The sequence below is a fragment of the Chitinophaga sp. YIM B06452 genome, from assembly GCF_039655965.1.
GTDB lineage: Bacteria > Bacteroidota > Bacteroidia > Chitinophagales > Chitinophagaceae > Chitinophaga.
On record NZ_JAWLKY010000004.1, the window covers coordinates 144,524 to 160,801 of the forward strand.

15 protein-coding genes and 1 riboswitch are annotated in these 16,278 nt (G+C 52.0%); of the genes, 10 read left to right on the forward strand and 5 right to left on the reverse strand.

The genetic code is table 11. From position 1 onward, the window contains the following. Positions 1-92 precede the first annotated feature (92 nt). The gene (locus R3I13_RS20540) at positions 93-896 is read left to right on the forward strand and encodes a M48 family metallopeptidase (protein ID WP_346319848.1); all 804 of its coding nucleotides are present in this window, start codon (positions 93-95) and stop codon (positions 894-896) included. An 84-nt stretch (positions 897-980) separates the two neighbouring features. On the opposite strand, the gene R3I13_RS20545 is transcribed toward R3I13_RS20540, so the two are convergent. Both R3I13_RS20545 and topA read right to left on the reverse strand, forming a co-directional pair. Further along, complete coding sequence (locus R3I13_RS20545) at positions 981-1,850, reverse strand: transglutaminase-like domain-containing protein (protein ID WP_346319849.1); 870 nt, start codon at positions 1,848-1,850, stop codon at positions 981-983. A gap of 88 nt (positions 1,851-1,938) precedes the next feature. Then, a complete protein-coding gene (gene topA, locus R3I13_RS20550; RefSeq protein ID WP_346319850.1) occupies positions 1,939-4,290 on the reverse strand; it encodes a type I DNA topoisomerase in 2,352 nt (783 codons plus the stop codon). Between the two features lie 265 nt (positions 4,291-4,555). Between topA and R3I13_RS20555 the strand changes: the two genes are divergently transcribed. From R3I13_RS20555 to R3I13_RS20580, 6 genes are all read left to right on the forward strand, one after another. Then, positions 4,556-5,317: a DUF2520 domain-containing protein gene (locus R3I13_RS20555; protein WP_346319851.1), complete on the forward strand. Its 762-nt coding sequence runs from the start codon at positions 4,556-4,558 to the stop codon at positions 5,315-5,317. A gap of 74 nt (positions 5,318-5,391) precedes the next feature. Continuing rightward, entirely contained in the window at positions 5,392-5,913 is a 522-nt protein-coding gene (locus R3I13_RS20560; RefSeq protein WP_346319852.1) for an HAD-IIIA family hydrolase, read from the forward strand. A gap of 23 nt (positions 5,914-5,936) precedes the next feature. Continuing rightward, positions 5,937-6,881, forward strand: a complete 945-nt coding sequence (locus tag R3I13_RS20565; protein WP_346319853.1) for a geranylgeranylglycerol-phosphate geranylgeranyltransferase — start codon at positions 5,937-5,939, stop codon at positions 6,879-6,881. Beyond that, entirely contained in the window at positions 6,882-7,451 is a 570-nt protein-coding gene (locus R3I13_RS20570) for a Maf family protein (RefSeq protein ID WP_346319854.1), read from the forward strand. A gap of 136 nt (positions 7,452-7,587) precedes the next feature. Beyond that, positions 7,588-8,397, forward strand: a complete 810-nt coding sequence (locus tag R3I13_RS20575) for a hypothetical protein (RefSeq protein WP_346319855.1) — start codon at positions 7,588-7,590, stop codon at positions 8,395-8,397. 56 nt (positions 8,398-8,453) lie between these two features. After that, complete coding sequence (locus R3I13_RS20580; protein WP_346319856.1) at positions 8,454-9,305, forward strand: hypothetical protein; 852 nt, start codon at positions 8,454-8,456, stop codon at positions 9,303-9,305. A gap of 58 nt (positions 9,306-9,363) precedes the next feature. On the opposite strand, the gene R3I13_RS20585 is transcribed toward R3I13_RS20580, so the two are convergent. Next, positions 9,364-10,548 carry a homoserine dehydrogenase gene (locus R3I13_RS20585; protein WP_346319857.1) on the reverse strand — a complete coding sequence of 395 codons (1,185 nt, stop codon included), beginning with the start codon at positions 10,546-10,548 and terminating at the stop codon, positions 9,364-9,366. A 3-nt stretch (positions 10,549-10,551) separates the two neighbouring features. Beyond that, entirely contained in the window at positions 10,552-11,730 is a 1,179-nt protein-coding gene (locus tag R3I13_RS20590) for a PLP-dependent aspartate aminotransferase family protein (RefSeq protein ID WP_346319858.1), read from the reverse strand. A gap of 203 nt (positions 11,731-11,933) precedes the next feature. Next, a riboswitch (SAM riboswitch) is annotated at positions 11,934-12,044 on the reverse strand. Between the two features lie 118 nt (positions 12,045-12,162). Here R3I13_RS20590 and R3I13_RS20595 point away from each other — a divergent pair. Further along, complete coding sequence (locus tag R3I13_RS20595; RefSeq protein WP_346319859.1) at positions 12,163-13,545, forward strand: DUF2851 family protein; 1,383 nt, start codon at positions 12,163-12,165, stop codon at positions 13,543-13,545. Positions 13,546-13,912: 367 nt separating this feature from the next. On the opposite strand, the gene R3I13_RS20600 is transcribed toward R3I13_RS20595, so the two are convergent. Beyond that, entirely contained in the window at positions 13,913-14,320 is a 408-nt protein-coding gene (locus tag R3I13_RS20600) for an OsmC family protein (protein WP_346319860.1), read from the reverse strand. A gap of 195 nt (positions 14,321-14,515) precedes the next feature. Here R3I13_RS20600 and R3I13_RS20605 point away from each other — a divergent pair, with 195 nt between their 5' ends. Beyond that, positions 14,516-15,313, forward strand: coding sequence for a hypothetical protein (locus tag R3I13_RS20605; protein WP_346319861.1), 798 nt, complete (start codon positions 14,516-14,518; stop codon positions 15,311-15,313). 27 nt (positions 15,314-15,340) lie between these two features. Continuing rightward, positions 15,341-16,234 carry a lipoyl synthase gene (gene lipA / locus R3I13_RS20610; RefSeq protein WP_346319862.1) on the forward strand — a complete coding sequence of 298 codons (894 nt, stop codon included), beginning with the start codon at positions 15,341-15,343 and terminating at the stop codon, positions 16,232-16,234. Positions 16,235-16,278 lie beyond the last annotated feature (44 nt).

The window sequence follows — 16,278 nt, forward strand, 5'->3', positions numbered from 1 at the left end:
TTGCACTATTTACGGAAAATGGTAAATTCGCCGCAGTAATCAGCATTGAGCTTGGTTAGCGAAAAACCATCTTTTCTTCTAAATATTAACCGATGAAAAAAGTCGCATTGTTATTCATTGCCGGATCGGGGTTGCTGTACGCGTGTTCGCGGGTGCCCATTACCGGAAGAAGCCAGTTAAACCTCATTCCCGAAGCCACTATGCAGAGCATGGCGGTGCAGGAATACCAGTCTTTCCTCTCCCAGAATAAGGCGATATCACCTAACTCCAGCAAGGATGCTGAAATGGTGCAAAGGGTTGGCGGCCGTATTGCGCGCGCCGTAACCACTTACATGAACCAGCAGGGGATGGGTAACGAGGTTGCCAATTACAAATGGGAGTTCAACCTCGTGAACGACAAAGCGGTGAACGCATGGTGCATGCCCGGCGGTAAGGTGGTAGTATACACCGGCCTGCTGCCTGTTACGCAAAACGAGACCGCGCTGGCCGTAGTAATGGGACATGAAGTGGCGCATGCCATTGCCCGCCATGGCAACGAAAGGATGAGCCAGGGCCTGGTTGCCCAGGGCATCCAGATCGCCGGGGCAGTAGCGCTTAACAAGAACCCGCAGGCGCAGAACGTGTTCATGCAGGCTGTGGGCATCGGCGGGCCGCTTGGTTTGATGGCCTATGGCCGCCAGAACGAGCTGGAAGCGGATCACCTCGGCCTGATATTCATGGCCATGGCCGGTTACAACCCGCAGGAAGCCGTTCCTTTCTGGACGCGCATGGCCAATGCAGGCGGCGGACAGAAACCACCGGAACTGCTCAGCACGCACCCCAGCGACGAACGCCGCATCCAGCAGCTGCAGAAGCTCATGCCGGAAGCAATGAAATACTATTCCACCCAGCGATAATACAAAGGGACTGTAACAGTAATTAGTAATAAAAATGGGCTGCATTCAACGAATGCAGCCCATTTCTTTTTTATAGGAAATATTTTATTCCAGTATCTGTGAAAGGTTCATCAGCTCATCGTACTTGTACTGTTCCTTATCGTTGCGGAAACATTTCGCCATTTCCTCCATCAGGAACTGGATGATGCGCTGGTTGCTCTGCGGTTTGTAATACGCAGGCAGGGCAGGTACATTCACGCGTTTGAAATAGGTTTCCACATCCTGCTGGGTATAGATCTGCCCCTGGATAGGATCGATGAAAAAGAGGATGCGGTAATCGCCCGGGTCTGCCGGTTCTGTGAAATCGTAGAACGTATCGAAATAAGCGAGAATGAACTGGCGCGGGATGTTGACGGCGTAAACCGGCAGATCCAGCATGGCGCAGAGGGCCTGGTAGATGATGCCGTTGGTAACAGGATTTCCCTTTTTGCCTTCGATCACCTGGTTGATGAAGAACTGGTTCTTGCGCTGGTAGGAAACTTCTTCGCCCTTGAGCCCGAAATAATTATAGATCATGCTGTTGAGCACATTGATCTGCTCCAGCGGCGTGAGATAATTATTCAGTTCCAGCCAGATGTTGCGTTTGATGCGGTCTATCTCGGTATTCACCTGCGTGGCAGACAGATCGGGGTATTGGTACCTGGCAGCCAGAATGGCGCCCTGCATCAGTTCCTGCGACCCGTTCTTCCCCCAGATGCGCACAGCTTCCTGGAGGTCCTGGTAATGCACGCGGTGAATAAGCAGTTCTATCCTCTCCTGGATGGATTCGTCGTAAGTGGTTTCCCAGAGATGCTCCAGGTTGGGAATGATGTCTTTCCCAAAAAGGAGAATCTTGCTGGCCACGGTATCAAATACTTCCTGGTCAGGATCGTCCAGCAGATGGAACAATGCGTTTATTTCCCTCGTTTCGTGCAATGGATTCAGTTAGGTTTATTGACGATCAATTTACGACTGTAAGCTGATAATCAACGTTTGAAATTCTTCAAATAATTGTTTATATTCTTTATTCCGCTTTCTTTTTACGGGGAGGCGCTTTTTTCTTCGGCGGGTTGGCTTTCAGCTCTTCAATGATGGCTTTGGCTTCTTCCACCGTAAGGTCTGCCGCGGTTTCCTGCTTGTCTTTCGGCAGCTTGTAATTCCGCAGGCCTACTTTCAGGTAGGGACCGTAAGGGCCTCTCAGCACCTGTATCTTTTCCTTTTCAAACACCTTGATAGTGCGCTCGTCTTTCGCCGCGCGTTTCTCCACGATCAGCGGCGCCACTTCTTCCAGCTCTACGGTATACGGGTCCATTTCCTTTTTAAGGGAATAGAATTTTTTGTCGTGCTGCGCATAAGGGCCGAACCGGCCGATGTTCACAGATACATCCGTGCCTTCGAACAGGCCCAGGTTGCGCGGCAGGCGAAACAGGTCCATGGCTTCTTCCATGGAAATGGTCTCGATGCTCTGCGTTTGTTTGAGCTTGGCGAAGCGCGGTTTTTCTTCGTCTTCCACCGTGCCGATCTGCACCATCGGCCCAAAGCGGCCCATGCGCGCGGTTACGGGCTTGCCGGTGGCAGGGTCCTGGCCCAGCAGGCGCTCGCCTTTCACGCGTTCGGCTTTTTCCAGCGTTTCTTCCACGTTTTGGTGGAAAGGATCATAGAAGTCGTGGAGCATGTTGTTCCATTTCTTCTTGCCATTGGCTATTTCGTCGAACTCTTCTTCAATTTTGGCGGTGAACCCGTAGTCCATTACGCGTTCGAAGTACTGTTTCAGGAAGTCCGTTACCAGCATGCCGAGGTCTGTCGGGAACAGCTTGGCCTTTTCAGCGCCGGTGTTCTCCTGCTCGGTCACTTTGCTGATCTGGTCGTTCTTCAGGCTGAGGATGCGGAAGTCCCTTTTCACGCCTTCCTTATCGCGCTTCTCCACGTACCCGCGTTTCTGGATGGTGGTGATAGTGGGCGCGTAAGTAGACGGGCGGCCGATGCCAAGCTCTTCCAGCTTCTTTACAAGACTGGCCTCCGTATAGCGGGGAGCCGCGCGGGTAAAGCGTTCGGTGGCTTTCATCTCCTTCAGGTCCAGCGCCTGCTTCACGGTGAGCGGCGGCAGCACGCCTTCCTGTTCTTCGTCGCTTTCATCTTCTTCGTCGCGGCCTTCCATGTATACTTTCAGGAAGCCGTCGAACTTAAGCACTTCACCGCTGGCGGTCAGCTCCTCGTTGTTGGTGGAGATGCCGATCTTGGCGATGGTCTTTTCCAGTTCCGCATCCGCCATCTGGCTGGCGATGGTGCGTTTCCAGATCAGCTCATACAGGCGTTTGAGGTCGGAATCGTCTACCGTGGAGTTTTCCATGTAGGTAGGGCGGATGGCCTCGTGCGCTTCCTGCGCGCTTTCGTTCTTATTCTTGTATTTGCGGCTCTGGAAGTACCGTTCGCCGTAATTGGTGTTGATCGCTTTGCTGATGTCCGCCATGGCCGTGTCAGACAGGTTCACGGAGTCTGTACGCATGTAGGTGATCTGCCCGCTTTCATACAGCTTTTGCGCCAGCAGCATGGTTTTGGACACGCTGTAGCCCAGCTTGCGGCTGGCTTCCTGCTGAAGGGTGGACGTGGTGAACGGCGCGGCGGGCGATTTTTTACCCGGTTTTACGGTGATATCTTTTACCGTATAGGCGGCGCCGATACACTGCTGCAGGAATTTCTCGGCGTCTTCGGCGGTCTTGAAGCGGGAAGGGCCTTCCGCCTTGAAGGTGATGGTGCGGCCCTGGATGTCTTTGGCCAGGAAGAACGCTTCCACCTTAAAGCTGCTGGTAGCGGCAAAGGAGTTGATCTCGCGTTCGCGCTCCACGATCAGCCTCACGGCCACGGATTGCACGCGGCCGGCGGAGAGGGAATTGCGCATGCTCATCTTCCTCCACAACACCGGGCTCAGCTCGAAACCCACGATGCGGTCCAGGATGCGGCGGGCCTGCTGGGCGTTCACCAGGTTCATATCAAGCAGGCGGGGCTCCTGTACGGCCCTTTCGATGGCGGGCTTGGTAATTTCGTGAAACACAATGCGTTTGGTGGTTTTCGGGTCGAGGCCCAATACCTCGGCGAGGTGCCAGGATATGGCCTCCCCTTCCCGGTCCTCATCCGTTGCCAGCCAAACCTCGTCGGAGTCTTTCGCTACTTTTTTGAGTTCCTTTACAACTTTTTCCTTGTCTTCCGGTATTATATACTTGGGTTTAAAGTTGTTCTGGATGTCGATACCCATATCGTCCTTCTCAAGGTCGCGGATATGACCGAAACAAGATTTAACCTCAAAGTCTTTACCTAGTATTTTTTCGATAGTTTTTGCCTTTGCCGGGGACTCAACAATCACGAGATTTTTAGCCATGAACGCCTGCTTTTATTTCGATAATTACGCAAAAATTTGCACAAAAGTTATAAATCCGATTTGTGCAAGTATATAAAAGTAGGTTGATATAAAAAATAGAATCCGTTAAATACTTGATATCCAGCAGGGAACGACGGCATATTAATTATAATTACCTCCCATTGGCGGAAAGACAGTAATATTACATGTTAAAATTAAACCATGTTTTGTGCCGGTTGGCATGGAATTGGGGCCAGACAGGTTCCGGGGAATCAAAAATAGTATCATGGACATAGTTATTATAGGAGCAGGCAATGTGGCGCATTGTTTCGGTCATTTAATGAAACTGCACGGCCATCACGTAAAACAGGTGATCAGCCGCAGCAAGGCGCATGCCCGGGAGCTGGCCGAGCAGCTGCATGCAGACCCGTCTGACGACCTGATGGATATAAATATGGAGGCGGACGTATACCTGCTGGCGGTGGGAGACGATGTGATCGCAGAGCTGAACGACCAGCTGAGGCTGGGCCGGCGGATCGTGGTGCATACCGCCGGGGCCGTGCCTATGGATGCTATTTCCCGCATTTCCGTGAATACCGGCGTGATGTACCCGCTCCAGAGCATCCGGAAAGAAAGCAAAAATTACCCGGAGATACCTTTGCTGGTAGAGGCGGCCAACGACGAGGTGCTGAAGCGCCTGCTGGCCCTGGGGCAGAGCATCAGTGCATCCATTTCCGTGATGAGCTCCCGCGAGCGCCTGCAAATGCACCTGGGCGCCGTTTTCTGCAACAACTTCACCAACCACCTCATAGCCCTCGCCAAATTCTATTGCGGGCAGGAGGGGAGAGACTTTTCGCTGCTGGCCCCCCTTATCCGGGAAACCTTCCAGCGGCTGGACCGTTACCCGCCGGAAAACGTGCAGACCGGCCCCGCCATCCGCAACGATGAGCGGACCATGGCCCTGCACCAGTCCCTGCTTGCCAACTACCCTTCCATGGAGCAGATCTACCCGCTGCTGAGCGAAAGTATCCACCAGTTCCATAAATGATTGGCGGTGTCGTTAATTACAGATATTTTTGCGCACACTGGCCATCAACCGGTCAGTATGCAGAAACAACAGCCATGAACGTTTTGGAACTATTCACCCGCATCCGCACCTTTGTATTTGATGTGGACGGCGTATTGACGGACGGTACCGTACAGCTGCTGCCCAACGGGGAGCAGAGCCGTAAAATGAACATCCGCGACGGGTATGCCCTCCAGCTGGCTGTGAAAATGGGTTACCGCGTGGCCGTTATTTCAGGAGGGAGGTCCGAGAGCGTGATCAGCCGCCTCAATGGCCTGGGTATCCAGGATGTTTACACCGGCATCACCGATAAAGTGGATAAACTCGAAGAATATGCCATGATCCACGGCCTGAAGTGGGACGAAGTGCTGTATATGGGCGACGATATACCCGATTACCGCGTGATGCAACTCACCGGCCTGCCCGCCTGCCCGGCTGACGCTGCGCCGGAGATCAAGAGCATCAGCCGCTACATTTCCCCTGAAAAAGGCGGCAACGGCTGCGTGCGCGACGTGATCGAAAAAGTACTGAAGCTGAACGGCCACTGGCTGCTGGATGAAGGCGTGCCTTCCAGATAATTAATGACCACCTATTTTAACTTATGAGTTTACTCGCGGCATTTTTCAGAATGGTCAGGTATCCTAACCTGGTCTACATTGCGCTCACGCAATTCCTGCTGCAATACTGCGTGGTGGAGCCCCTGCTGCAAAACAGCGGGTCTGTGCCCTCGCTTTCATTCCCGCATTTCCTCATGCTATGCATATCCACCGTACTGGTGGCCGCCGGCGGCTATATCATCAACGATTATTTCGACATCAATATCGACCTGGTGAACAAGCCGGACAAGATGGTGGTGGACAAGATCATCAACCGGCGCTGGGCCATGGCATGGCATACCATATTAAATATGGCCGGGGTGTCCCTCGGGTTCCTGGTCGCCTTCCAGATCGGGCAGTTCTATCTTGGGTTCGTACAGGTGTTCTGCACCCTGCTGTTGTGGTTCTATTCCACTTCGTTCAAGCGGCAGGTGCTGATCGGCAACGTTGTGATCTCTTTGCTGACCGCGCTGAGCGTAGTGGTGGTGGGCTTTTACGAAAAACAGATCTATGAGAGTTTTGCCGCCATCCTGTCTTACGCGGGCCGCAGGCTGATCCAGATCATCGGCATTTATGCGCTCTTCGCGTTTTTGCTGTCTATGATCCGGGAGATCGTGAAAGATATGGAAGACATGATCGGCGACGCCAAAGACGGCTGCCGCACCATCCCGATCGTATGGGGCGTGAAGCGGGCCAAACGTTTCACCATGATGCTCATCATAGGGCTGCAGGCCGTGCTGGCGGTGATCATGATCGCGACCGCCATCAAAGGCTGGTATGCAGCCGTGGCGTATATCGCCATTTTCGTGCTGCTGCCGTTAACGCTCAAAGTACAAAAGCCATTGACCGGGGCCTTCCAGCCGGAACAATACCACCAGATCAGCACCTGGATCAAGATCGTGATGCTTACCGGCATCCTTTCCATGATCTTTTTCAAAATCATGTTATAAATGTATACAGGCAAACCCGTTATACTGGCGTCCCAGAGCCCGCGCAGGCGGCAATTGCTGGAGCAGGCAGGCATCCCGTTCCAGGTGAAGGTGAGCGAGGCAGAAGAGACTTTTCCCGAAGGCATGCCCATCGATGAAGTGCCCGTTCACATTGCGCGGCAAAAGGCGCTGGCTGTGAAGGCTTTATATACTGAAAATGAAGTGATCGTAGCCGCAGACACCATCGTGGTGCTGGACGGTAAGATCATCGGCAAACCTGCGGACCGGGAAGACGCTATCCGCATTCTCACCGCCCTCAGCGGCCGCATCCATGAAGTGATCACGGGCGTGGTGATAGTTTATAATGGCTCGGAGCAGGCTTTCAGCCAGACCACCGAGGTGCATTTCAAACCCCTGGCGGCAGAGCAGATCGCGTATTACGTGGATCATTACCAGCCTTACGACAAGGCCGGTGCCTACGCTATCCAGGAATGGATCGGCGCAGTGGGGATAGACCGGATCAACGGCTGCTTTTACAATGTGATGGGGCTTCCGGTGAGCCAGGTGGCGGAAAGACTTTCCTTGTTATAAATTATTATACATTACACATTTTTTGTTTATATTTGCGTATGTAATGCAATATTGTTGACCGTATACCCATACCTGTTACCTGGAGAAACGGAACGTTGCCATTTCAAGATTAACGGAAACTTCAATCCCGCAGACTATGAAAAAAGCGCTCCTGGGCATTGCGCTCCTGAACTTATTGTTCGCCTGTTCCAAAAAGGACAAAGTGGAAACCGTACCTGAACTGCCACCGGAAAAGATCGTAGTAGCCCGTATAACAGAAGGGAATGACTCGCTGGTCATGAAATACGACAATGAAGGGCGTGTGGTCCGCTTTGCAGACTGGACGGGCAATACAGCCGACTCATTCGAAGTGGCTTATTTGGGCGGAAGCAGGTACATTTCCGAATTCAAATTCTTCGCATTCAGCGAAAAACGCATAGACCGGAAATTCGTGTATGACGGCATCGTGCTGACCGGGGTGAACTATTACAACCTGGGCAGCAATGGCGAACCAGTGATCACAGACAAAGATTCACTCGTGTATAAAGACGGCAGGCTTACCGAATACCATGAAATATCAGGCGGTGTGCGCAGCAGCGTGTACAAACTCACCTGGCAGTACAATGATGTGAGCAAGGCGGAATATTTCCTGGTGAACGGGAATACGGAAATACCCGTGAGCGTAAACACCTATACCTATAACGACATGCCCGGCTACCAGCATATGTTCAAAGGCGATTTCCTGCTTCGGTATGAAAGGCACAATTTCTCCCACCTGAGCGTGCATGCCGTCATCAAAGACGAACAGAAAGCCGCAGGCAGCGGTGTGCTGATCTATTCAACAGTCTATACACCTTCCTATGACCAGCAGGGATTGCCGAAGGATGTAGTCATCGTGAAAGATGATAAGCAGAGTAATGAAACTATGACTACGACTTTGAAGCTGGAATATATTACCCTGCCGTAAATACAAACCACTTCTTCCAACAAATCCTATTGACAACCTAAAATCAACACATATCCATGAAAAAATCACTCGCCAGCCTGTTGGCCCTGGCTTTTTTTGCAGTATCCTGCTCAGACAGCGACGATCCTATGCCCAATCCCGAGCCTAACAAAGACATTTATGCCCTCCTCGGATGGGACGCGAAATTTTCCAACGGCGGAGATACCACTTATTACCGCGTTAGCTATAATGCAGACAGCACTGTGAAAGAAACGAAAGAATGGGATAAAGGCGGCAACGATACTTCGTTTACCTACGCCACTTACCTGGACGGAAAACTGGTAAAAATTGAAACGAGGAATAATGCCGAACCGAAGGAAGTAGAAACGACTTATTTTTATAAAGACGGCAAACTGGCGAAGATCAGTCATTATTCAACACAAAGCGGCACCACCTCCATCGATTACTATGATACGCTGTATTACAATGCAGCCGGTAAAGTAGTGGAAATGCACGGTATCTATAGTGTTCAGCCCGAGTACAACAATAAAAAACGTATCCTTTCCTGGAATGGCAACAATGTTTCCAAAGTAGAAATGCTGCGCAACAACAACGGCATTTTTAAGCTGAGCGAAACGGAGGTTTATACCGTCGACAATACTAAGCCGAACCTCTTCAGCAAGATACTGAAGGATGATTATCTCTGGAAAACAGACGCCGTTTCCCTGGACTATCTCTGTGAAAATAGTGTAACCAAAGTGGAAATGACGGAAGATGGTTCTACATTCAGGAAAGTACGCACCGGCACGTATACTTACAACGACCGTGGCCAATTGTCGGGCATGAGTCATAATAATGAAGCTTTCGAAGGCACTATGCTCAAAAGTTCTTACATGGTAAACATCGTGTTCAAATACATCAAGCAATAATGGGTTAAACAAATAGACAAAAAAAGGTGGTCATTATTTTGACCACCTTTTTTATTTGTTATTGCTCCAGTACGAGCAGGTTCACTTCTTTATTCTTCAGCCAGTCCGCGTCTTTCAGCTTTTCCAGGTTGATGGTGCCTACCACGTAGCGGCAGTCGGGCGATTCGTATTTCTCGACGATGTTGTAGAACTCCGCGAGGTCTACCTGGTCCGGCGTTTTATAACGTACGTATACTTTCAGCTGTACGTCGTTGGTGAACGAGGGCTGGTTGGATTGTTTGATCTTTTTGTATTCGTAGCGGTAGTTGTACAGCAGCGCGGAAATATCACTGAGCACGGCGCTGCCCGTGGCGGTGCCGCCCGCACCTTTGCCTACGAAGAATTGTTTGTCCGTGAAAGCGCTTTCCAGCAGCACGCCGTTGTATTCGTTGTATACGTCGTACAGCAGGTTGTGCTCACGGATAAGGTGCGGCAGCACGTAGGCGTTCACCGAGCCGTTTTGCCGGCGGCAGTTGCCGATGAGCTTGATGGTGCAATTGCGCTGGCGGGCGAAATTGATATCGAAATCGTTCAGGTGATTGATGCCGAAGTTGAACACTTCTTCCGGCCTCACGAAGGTGCCAAAAGCATGCAGCAGCAGGATCACGATCTTGAATTTCGGATCGAAGCCTTCCACGTCGAGCGTGGGGTCGGTTTCGGCGAAGCCAAGGTCCTGCGCCTGGCGCAGCGCGGTTTCGAAGCTGAGGTTCTCTTCGAATATTTTAGTGAGGATGTAGTTGGTAGAACCGTTGCAGATGCCTTCCACGGCATTCAGCAGGTCGTTGTCGTAGTACTCTTCCAGGTTGCGGATGATGGGAATGCTGGCGCAGCTGGATGCTTCGTAGAGGAAGGGCACTTTATTATCTACCTGCAGCTGGTAAAGCGCGGGCAGGTTTTCGGCGATCATGCGTTTGCTGGCACTCACTACAGCTTTGCCGTTCTTCAGCGCGGTGCTAACGATGCGGAAAGCGGCTTCCGTGTCGTTGATCAGTTCCACCACAACGTCTATGGTGGGATCGTTCAGGATATCGTTCGGGTCCGTCGTGAAATAGCTCATATCTATCGGACGGGGCTTGTTCGGGTCTTTAATGCAGATTTTTTTGATCCTTGCGTTGATACCTTTTGTACGGTTCAGCACTTCATAAAGGCCCTGGCCCACACAGCCAAAACCGAAAATGCCGAGATTGATGTTCTTCTTTTCCATAGTTTATTGCAGTACAGTAATTTGTTTGCCGATAGGCTGGTTTAGTTTATCCAATGCTTGTTTCAGGTCGTTGATAAGGTCTTCCGCATCTTCGATGCCCACGGACAGGCGGATGCAGGATTCCTGCAGGCCGGCCTTGCGGCGGAACTCTTCGGGAATATTGCGGTGCGTCATGGTCACGGGGTGGGCCAGCATGCTTTTCACGCCGCCGAAGCTTTCCGCGAGCTTGAACAGCTTGGTGGTGTTCACGATGCGGATGGCGTTCTTGATCTGGTCTTCCTTCAGCGAAAAGCTCACCATGCCGCCATATGCTTTCTGCTGCTTGCGTGCGATGTGATGATTTTTATGCGTGGCCAGGCCGGGGTAAAAAACTTTATCCACGGCGGGATGGTCCGCCAGCCAGGTGGCGATGGCCATGGCGTTGCTGCATTGTTTTTCCAGCCGGAGGCTCAGCGTTTCGATGCCGCGGATGGTAAGCCAGGCCTCGAACGGGCTGAGGATGCTGCCGGAGATGTTCTGGTTGAACTTCAGCTGGTCTGCCAGGGCTTTGGAATTCACTACCACCAGGCCTGCGATCACGTCCGTATGGCCGGCGAGGTATTTGGAGGCGGAATGTATAACGATGTCTGCGCCAAGCGGGATGGGCTTTTGCAGCAGGGGAGTGCTGAAGGTATTGTCTACCACCAACAGGATATTATGTTGTTTGGCGATCTTGCTGATGGATTTGATGTCGGATATCTTCAGCGTGGGATTGGTGGGCGATTCCAGCCAGATGATCTTTGTTTTGTTCGTGATCTTTTCCAGCACTTTGTCTGTATCGCTCATATCCACGAAGTTCACTTTGATGCCGAAGCGTTCGAACATGCTGTTGAAAATGGAGAAGATGCCGCCGTAGGTGTCTTCCACCGCCATGATCTCATCCCCGGTCTTGAGCAGCTTGAGCACGGCGTCTATGGCGCTCATGCCGCTGGCGAAGGCGAAACCGGCATATCCTTCCTCGAGGCTGCAGATCAGGTCTTCCAGCACTTTCCGCGTGGGGTTGTTGGCCCGCGAAAATTCAAACCCTTTGTTGATCCCCGGGCTTTCCTGCACAAACGTGGACGTTTGGTAGATAGGCACGGAAATGGCTCCGGTGAGCTCATCTACCGGGATGCTGTGGATCAGTTGTGTAGATGGTTTCATGTTATCTTTTTTTCAACTTCAGATGTAACGCTTCGCTTTAATGGCTGGTCGATGATTTACGGAACGGGCACGCCGCTGCGTTTCACTGTAACAAATGTGATTCAAAAATCTCAGCTTATGTCAGATGGGAAATAAAAAAAGCCCTTCCGGGGTTGGAAGAGCCTTCGCAATATGTTGATGCTTGCAAAATGTAAACCTCTGCCAACTTATCTTTCCCCTTCCGGGGCCGGAATTAGCACCTTTTCCCGAATATGGATCCGGGATGGTTGCTAAGGCTTCGCAGGGCCAGTACCCTCTGCCTTTCTGGATAAGTGATGTTTAAGAACTGGCGCAAAGGTAACGGCAGAAAGGCCAATTTTCCAAATACCTTGCGGGAATTTCGATTTTTACTAATTTTTGTAGTAATTTATTAACCGAAAGTAATACTTTTTTATGTTGTCTGTTAACCCGCTCTGCTCGGAAGCGCTGCTCCAGTATATCTGGCTGTCCGGGCACTTCGACCGTCTCCGCCTCCAGACGGTCACCGGTGAACCCGTTGCCATCCTTAGTCCTGGTCACCTCAACCGCGATGGCGGACCTGATTTTACGGCTGCCCGCCTGCGCATAGGCGGCATGGAATGGGCCGGTAATGTGGAGCTGCACTACCGCACTTCAGACTGGCGGCGCCATGGCCACCAGCACAATCCGAGGTATCATAATGTGATCCTCCACGTGGTATTTGAGCACGACCAGCCTGAACCCACAGGCGGGAAGCCGTTGCCCTGGCAGATACCGGAGCCGCGCATCCCCGTGCTGGAATTGCAGCACCGCATCCCGAAGATCCTGCTCCGCCGTTATCACCACCTGATGGCCCACACGGCCTTCGTGCCCTGCGCGCCGCTGCTGCACCGTGTGCCCGAGGCTGTCTGGGAAAAATGGACGCCCCGGCTCATCCAGGAAAGGCTCGCCCGCAAAACGGAAGTGTACCGCAACTGGCTGGAGCAGACCCGTTTCAACTGGGAAGAAGTATGCACGCGCGCCATGGCCCAGAGCTACGGCATGCCGGTAAACACCAGCGCATTCCTGGAACTGGTGCAATCCATTCCTTTCATGCTGCTGGCCCGCATCCGCCAGCACCGCCCGCGCCTGGAAGCGTTGCTCTTCGGCCAGGCCGGCATGCTGGGAACCGCTTTCAAAGATGCATACCCCAAAGAGCTCCAGTCCGAATACCGCTTCCTGCAACACAAGTATGGCCTGCAGCCCATGCCCGCGCACCGCTGGCAATGGCTCCGCATGCGCCCTGCTTCATTTCCCAGCCTCCGCATCGCTCATTTCGCCGCCGTCTTGCACAGCGCTCCGCATTTCTTCTCCCGCCTGCTGGACACACAAGGCGCCCCGGAATTGGAACAGCTGTTGCACGCGGAACCTTCGGAATACTGGCAATATCACTACCGGCTGGACGTCCCTTCCGTTCGCACCACGGCCCCCGGCAAACACATCCTGCACCATGTGATGATCAACGCCATTGTCCCGCTGCTGTACCTCTACGGCAAACACATGCGCCTCCCTCAGCATCAGCAGCGCGCCCTGGACCTGCTGGACAGCCTGCCCGCCGAAAATAACCACATCATCCGCGGCTGGGCCCACGAAAAGGTCCCATCCATCACCGCCACCGACTCACAAAGCCTGCTGCAGCTCAAACAATACTATTGCGACGCCAAAAGATGCCTCGACTGCCAGGTAGGCAAAAACCTGCTGGGAGACGACCTCAACGAATGTCAGGAGGAAGATGAAGACTCGCTATGGGGGGGCGGAAGCCCAATGAAAAAATTTTAAAAAAGGAACTGGGGCAGGGTTATGCCGGGGGTGTGGGCACAGCTTTTTTTAAAATTTTTTCATTGGGCTTCCTTGCTGTAGGAAATACGTTTGCCTGTGGCGGCATTTCAGGGAACGATGAGAGAGTGAAGGATTTCGATTTTGTGTTTATAAGTAGTAACAATGTTTGCTGTTGCTGCGTTTCAGTGAAGATATTGGTTGGAGAATCAGGGTTAATCGGGGTGGGGAGTAAAAGCCAGGGTTTTGACAAGCCATGTTTTTACTAAAAAATCCGGTTACAAAAATTTTCTTAAAAAAAGCTGAGCCCACAGCCCCAAAGCTCACAGCCCAGTTCTTTTTTTAAGAAAATTTTTGTAGCCGGATGCCGTCACCAATTGAAAGTAACGTTCTGCTTGATGTCAGGGTGAACGCTTTCTGCTACAGGACAAGTATATGCCGCATTTTCAAGGATCTTGCGGTCTTTATCTTCCAGTCCGTGGCCGGCTGGGAAATCAAATACGATATTGACGCCGGTGATGCGGCGGGGTTCCGTGCCCATGATCTTTTCAACGCTTACTTTGGTGCCGTCGATGTTCCAGCCTTTATCCCGCGCTTTGATGCCCATGATGGTGAGCATGCAGGAGCCAAGGGCCGTGGCTACCAGGTCGGTGGGGGAAAACCGCTCGCCTTTGCCGTTGTTGTCTACCGGGGCATCCGTATTGATTTCCGTCCCTGAGCGGACGTGCGTGGCCGTTGTTCTGAGCTCGCCGTTATAAATGATCGATGCAGTTTCCATGATGATTGATTTTGCACGTAAAATAAGCGTATTTTTAATAAATCATCCTGCCCGTGGCAGGGCGATGGAAGCAGCCAACTACCAACTTATTTCTGTATGTTTGTATAGAAATAAAACATAAATCATAATCAGGCGTTTAATAATTTATAATTGCGCAACACGGTGAAAAAAATCAATGTACTCTTACTGCTCTTGATGGCTTCCATGACACTCTATGCCCAGAATACCAAACCTTCCAAAAAAGAGGAAAGGGAACAAAAAAGGCTGCGGAAGATTTCGCTTTTCAGGGAAATAGAGGAAGGGGATAACCTCTTCAACAGGGAATTCTCCGGCGGCGCACGCCTCAATACCGATGGCTGGACAGGTTTCCTGGAAATGGGATTCCGCAAGACGGCCAGCAAGATCAATTATTTTCAATTAGAGTTTTCCGAGAAAAGAGACCCCAAGCAGGACCGTTCATCCAGGATGATCCCTGCCGGTGGAGGCTTTTATATCAGCAGCACGCCCTTCGTGTACGGTAAAATGAACAACTTCTACCAGGCCAAGCTGGGCATCGGCCAGAAAAGGCTGATCGGCGGCAAAGGCAATAAGAACGGGGTGGAAGTGAACTTCCTGTATTACGGCGGCCTGTCTGCCGGGCTCATCAAGCCTTATTACCTGGAGCTCACCAACGACTCCGGCGACCCGAACAGCCGGAAGATCGTGAAATACTCCGATGAAGTGAGAGACGACTTCCTGAACCGGGACCACATTTATGGCGCCGGCGGTTTCGGCAGGGGCTGGGGCGAAATGAGCATCACCCCGGGCGTACATGCCAAAACAGGCTTCCGGTTCGACTGGGCCCGTTTCAACGACGTCATATCTGCCCTTGAAGTAGGCATCAACGCTGAATATTATACCAAAAAGGTACCCATTATGGTCGATCAGGAGGGTAAGTCGTTCTTTTTCAATGCATATGTAGGAATACAGCTGGGAAAGCGCTGGAATAAGTAACTTTGTACCTTAAAGAAAGGATTTGCGATGCAAGAACTACCCGTAATCGCGGCCGAACCGGCTGCGCAGAGAGTGAAAAAGCCCGACTGGCTTCGTGTTAAACTGCCGATCGGAGAGAATTACAGACAGGTAAGGAACCTGGTAGATACCCATAAACTTCATACCATCTGTGAAAGCGGCAATTGTCCCAACATGGGCGAATGCTGGGGAGCCGGAACGGCCACTTTCATGATTCTTGGAAATATATGTACCCGCAGCTGCGGATTTTGCGCCGTAGCCACCGGAAGGCCCGAAGCCGTGGACTGGGATGAACCCCAGCGCGTGGCCGAAGCTATTTACCTGATGAAGGTGAAACATGCGGTCATTACTTCTGTAGACAGGGATGAACTGAAAGACGGCGGCTCCATCATCTGGGCCAACACCATCAAAGCCGTACGCGCCCTCAATCCTGAGACCACCATGGAAACCCTGATCCCCGATTTCAGGGGCATCTGGGAAAACCTGGACAGGGTGATCGAAGCGGCGCCTGAAGTGGTGAGCCACAACCTGGAAACCGTGGAAAGAATGACCAAGCAGGTGCGCATCCAGGCCAAATACCACCGCAGCCTTGAAGTGATCCGCCGGCTGAAAGAAGGCGGCATGCGTACCAAAAGCGGTATCATGCTGGGCCTCGGCGAAACCAAGGAAGAAGTGGTGCAGGCCATGCAGGACCTCCGCGACAATGGCTGCGACGTTGTAACCCTCGGCCAGTATCTTCAACCCACTCCCAAACATCTCCCCGTTATCCGCTTTGTGCATCCCGATGAGTTTGCAGAGCTGCGCGAGATCGGCTACGGCATGGGACTGGACTATGTGGAAGCAGGCCCGTTGGTACGCTCGTCTTACCACGCTGAAAAACATATCTTCAGCGGCAGGAAATGATCCAGGAACAACTTGTTTAGTAAATACAGCCCCGGGCGCAAGTC

What these genes read in the sequence shown, in the direction of transcription:
- R3I13_RS20605 (WP_346319861.1), top strand. Translation starts at nt 14,516, where the DNA reads ATGGCTTCCATGACACTCTATGCCCAGAATACCAAACCTTCCAAAAAA.
- R3I13_RS20590 (WP_346319858.1), bottom strand. Translation starts at nt 11,730, where the DNA reads ATGAAACCATCTACACAACTGATCCACAGCATCCCGGTAGATGAGCTC.
- lipA (WP_346319862.1), top strand. Translation starts at nt 15,341, where the DNA reads ATGCAAGAACTACCCGTAATCGCGGCCGAACCGGCTGCGCAGAGAGTG.
- R3I13_RS20585 (WP_346319857.1), bottom strand. Translation starts at nt 10,548, where the DNA reads ATGGAAAAGAAGAACATCAATCTCGGCATTTTCGGTTTTGGCTGTGTG.
- R3I13_RS20560 (WP_346319852.1), top strand. Translation starts at nt 5,392, where the DNA reads ATGAACGTTTTGGAACTATTCACCCGCATCCGCACCTTTGTATTTGAT.
- R3I13_RS20575 (WP_346319855.1), top strand. Translation starts at nt 7,588, where the DNA reads ATGAAAAAAGCGCTCCTGGGCATTGCGCTCCTGAACTTATTGTTCGCC.
- R3I13_RS20600 (WP_346319860.1), bottom strand. Translation starts at nt 14,320, where the DNA reads ATGGAAACTGCATCGATCATTTATAACGGCGAGCTCAGAACAACGGCC.
- topA (WP_346319850.1), bottom strand. Translation starts at nt 4,290, where the DNA reads ATGGCTAAAAATCTCGTGATTGTTGAGTCCCCGGCAAAGGCAAAAACT.
- R3I13_RS20570 (WP_346319854.1), top strand. Translation starts at nt 6,882, where the DNA reads ATGTATACAGGCAAACCCGTTATACTGGCGTCCCAGAGCCCGCGCAGG.
- R3I13_RS20595 (WP_346319859.1), top strand. Translation starts at nt 12,163, where the DNA reads ATGTTGTCTGTTAACCCGCTCTGCTCGGAAGCGCTGCTCCAGTATATC.
- R3I13_RS20580 (WP_346319856.1), top strand. Translation starts at nt 8,454, where the DNA reads ATGAAAAAATCACTCGCCAGCCTGTTGGCCCTGGCTTTTTTTGCAGTA.
- R3I13_RS20565 (WP_346319853.1), top strand. Translation starts at nt 5,937, where the DNA reads ATGAGTTTACTCGCGGCATTTTTCAGAATGGTCAGGTATCCTAACCTG.
- R3I13_RS20555 (WP_346319851.1), top strand. Translation starts at nt 4,556, where the DNA reads ATGGACATAGTTATTATAGGAGCAGGCAATGTGGCGCATTGTTTCGGT.
- R3I13_RS20540 (WP_346319848.1), top strand. Translation starts at nt 93, where the DNA reads ATGAAAAAAGTCGCATTGTTATTCATTGCCGGATCGGGGTTGCTGTAC.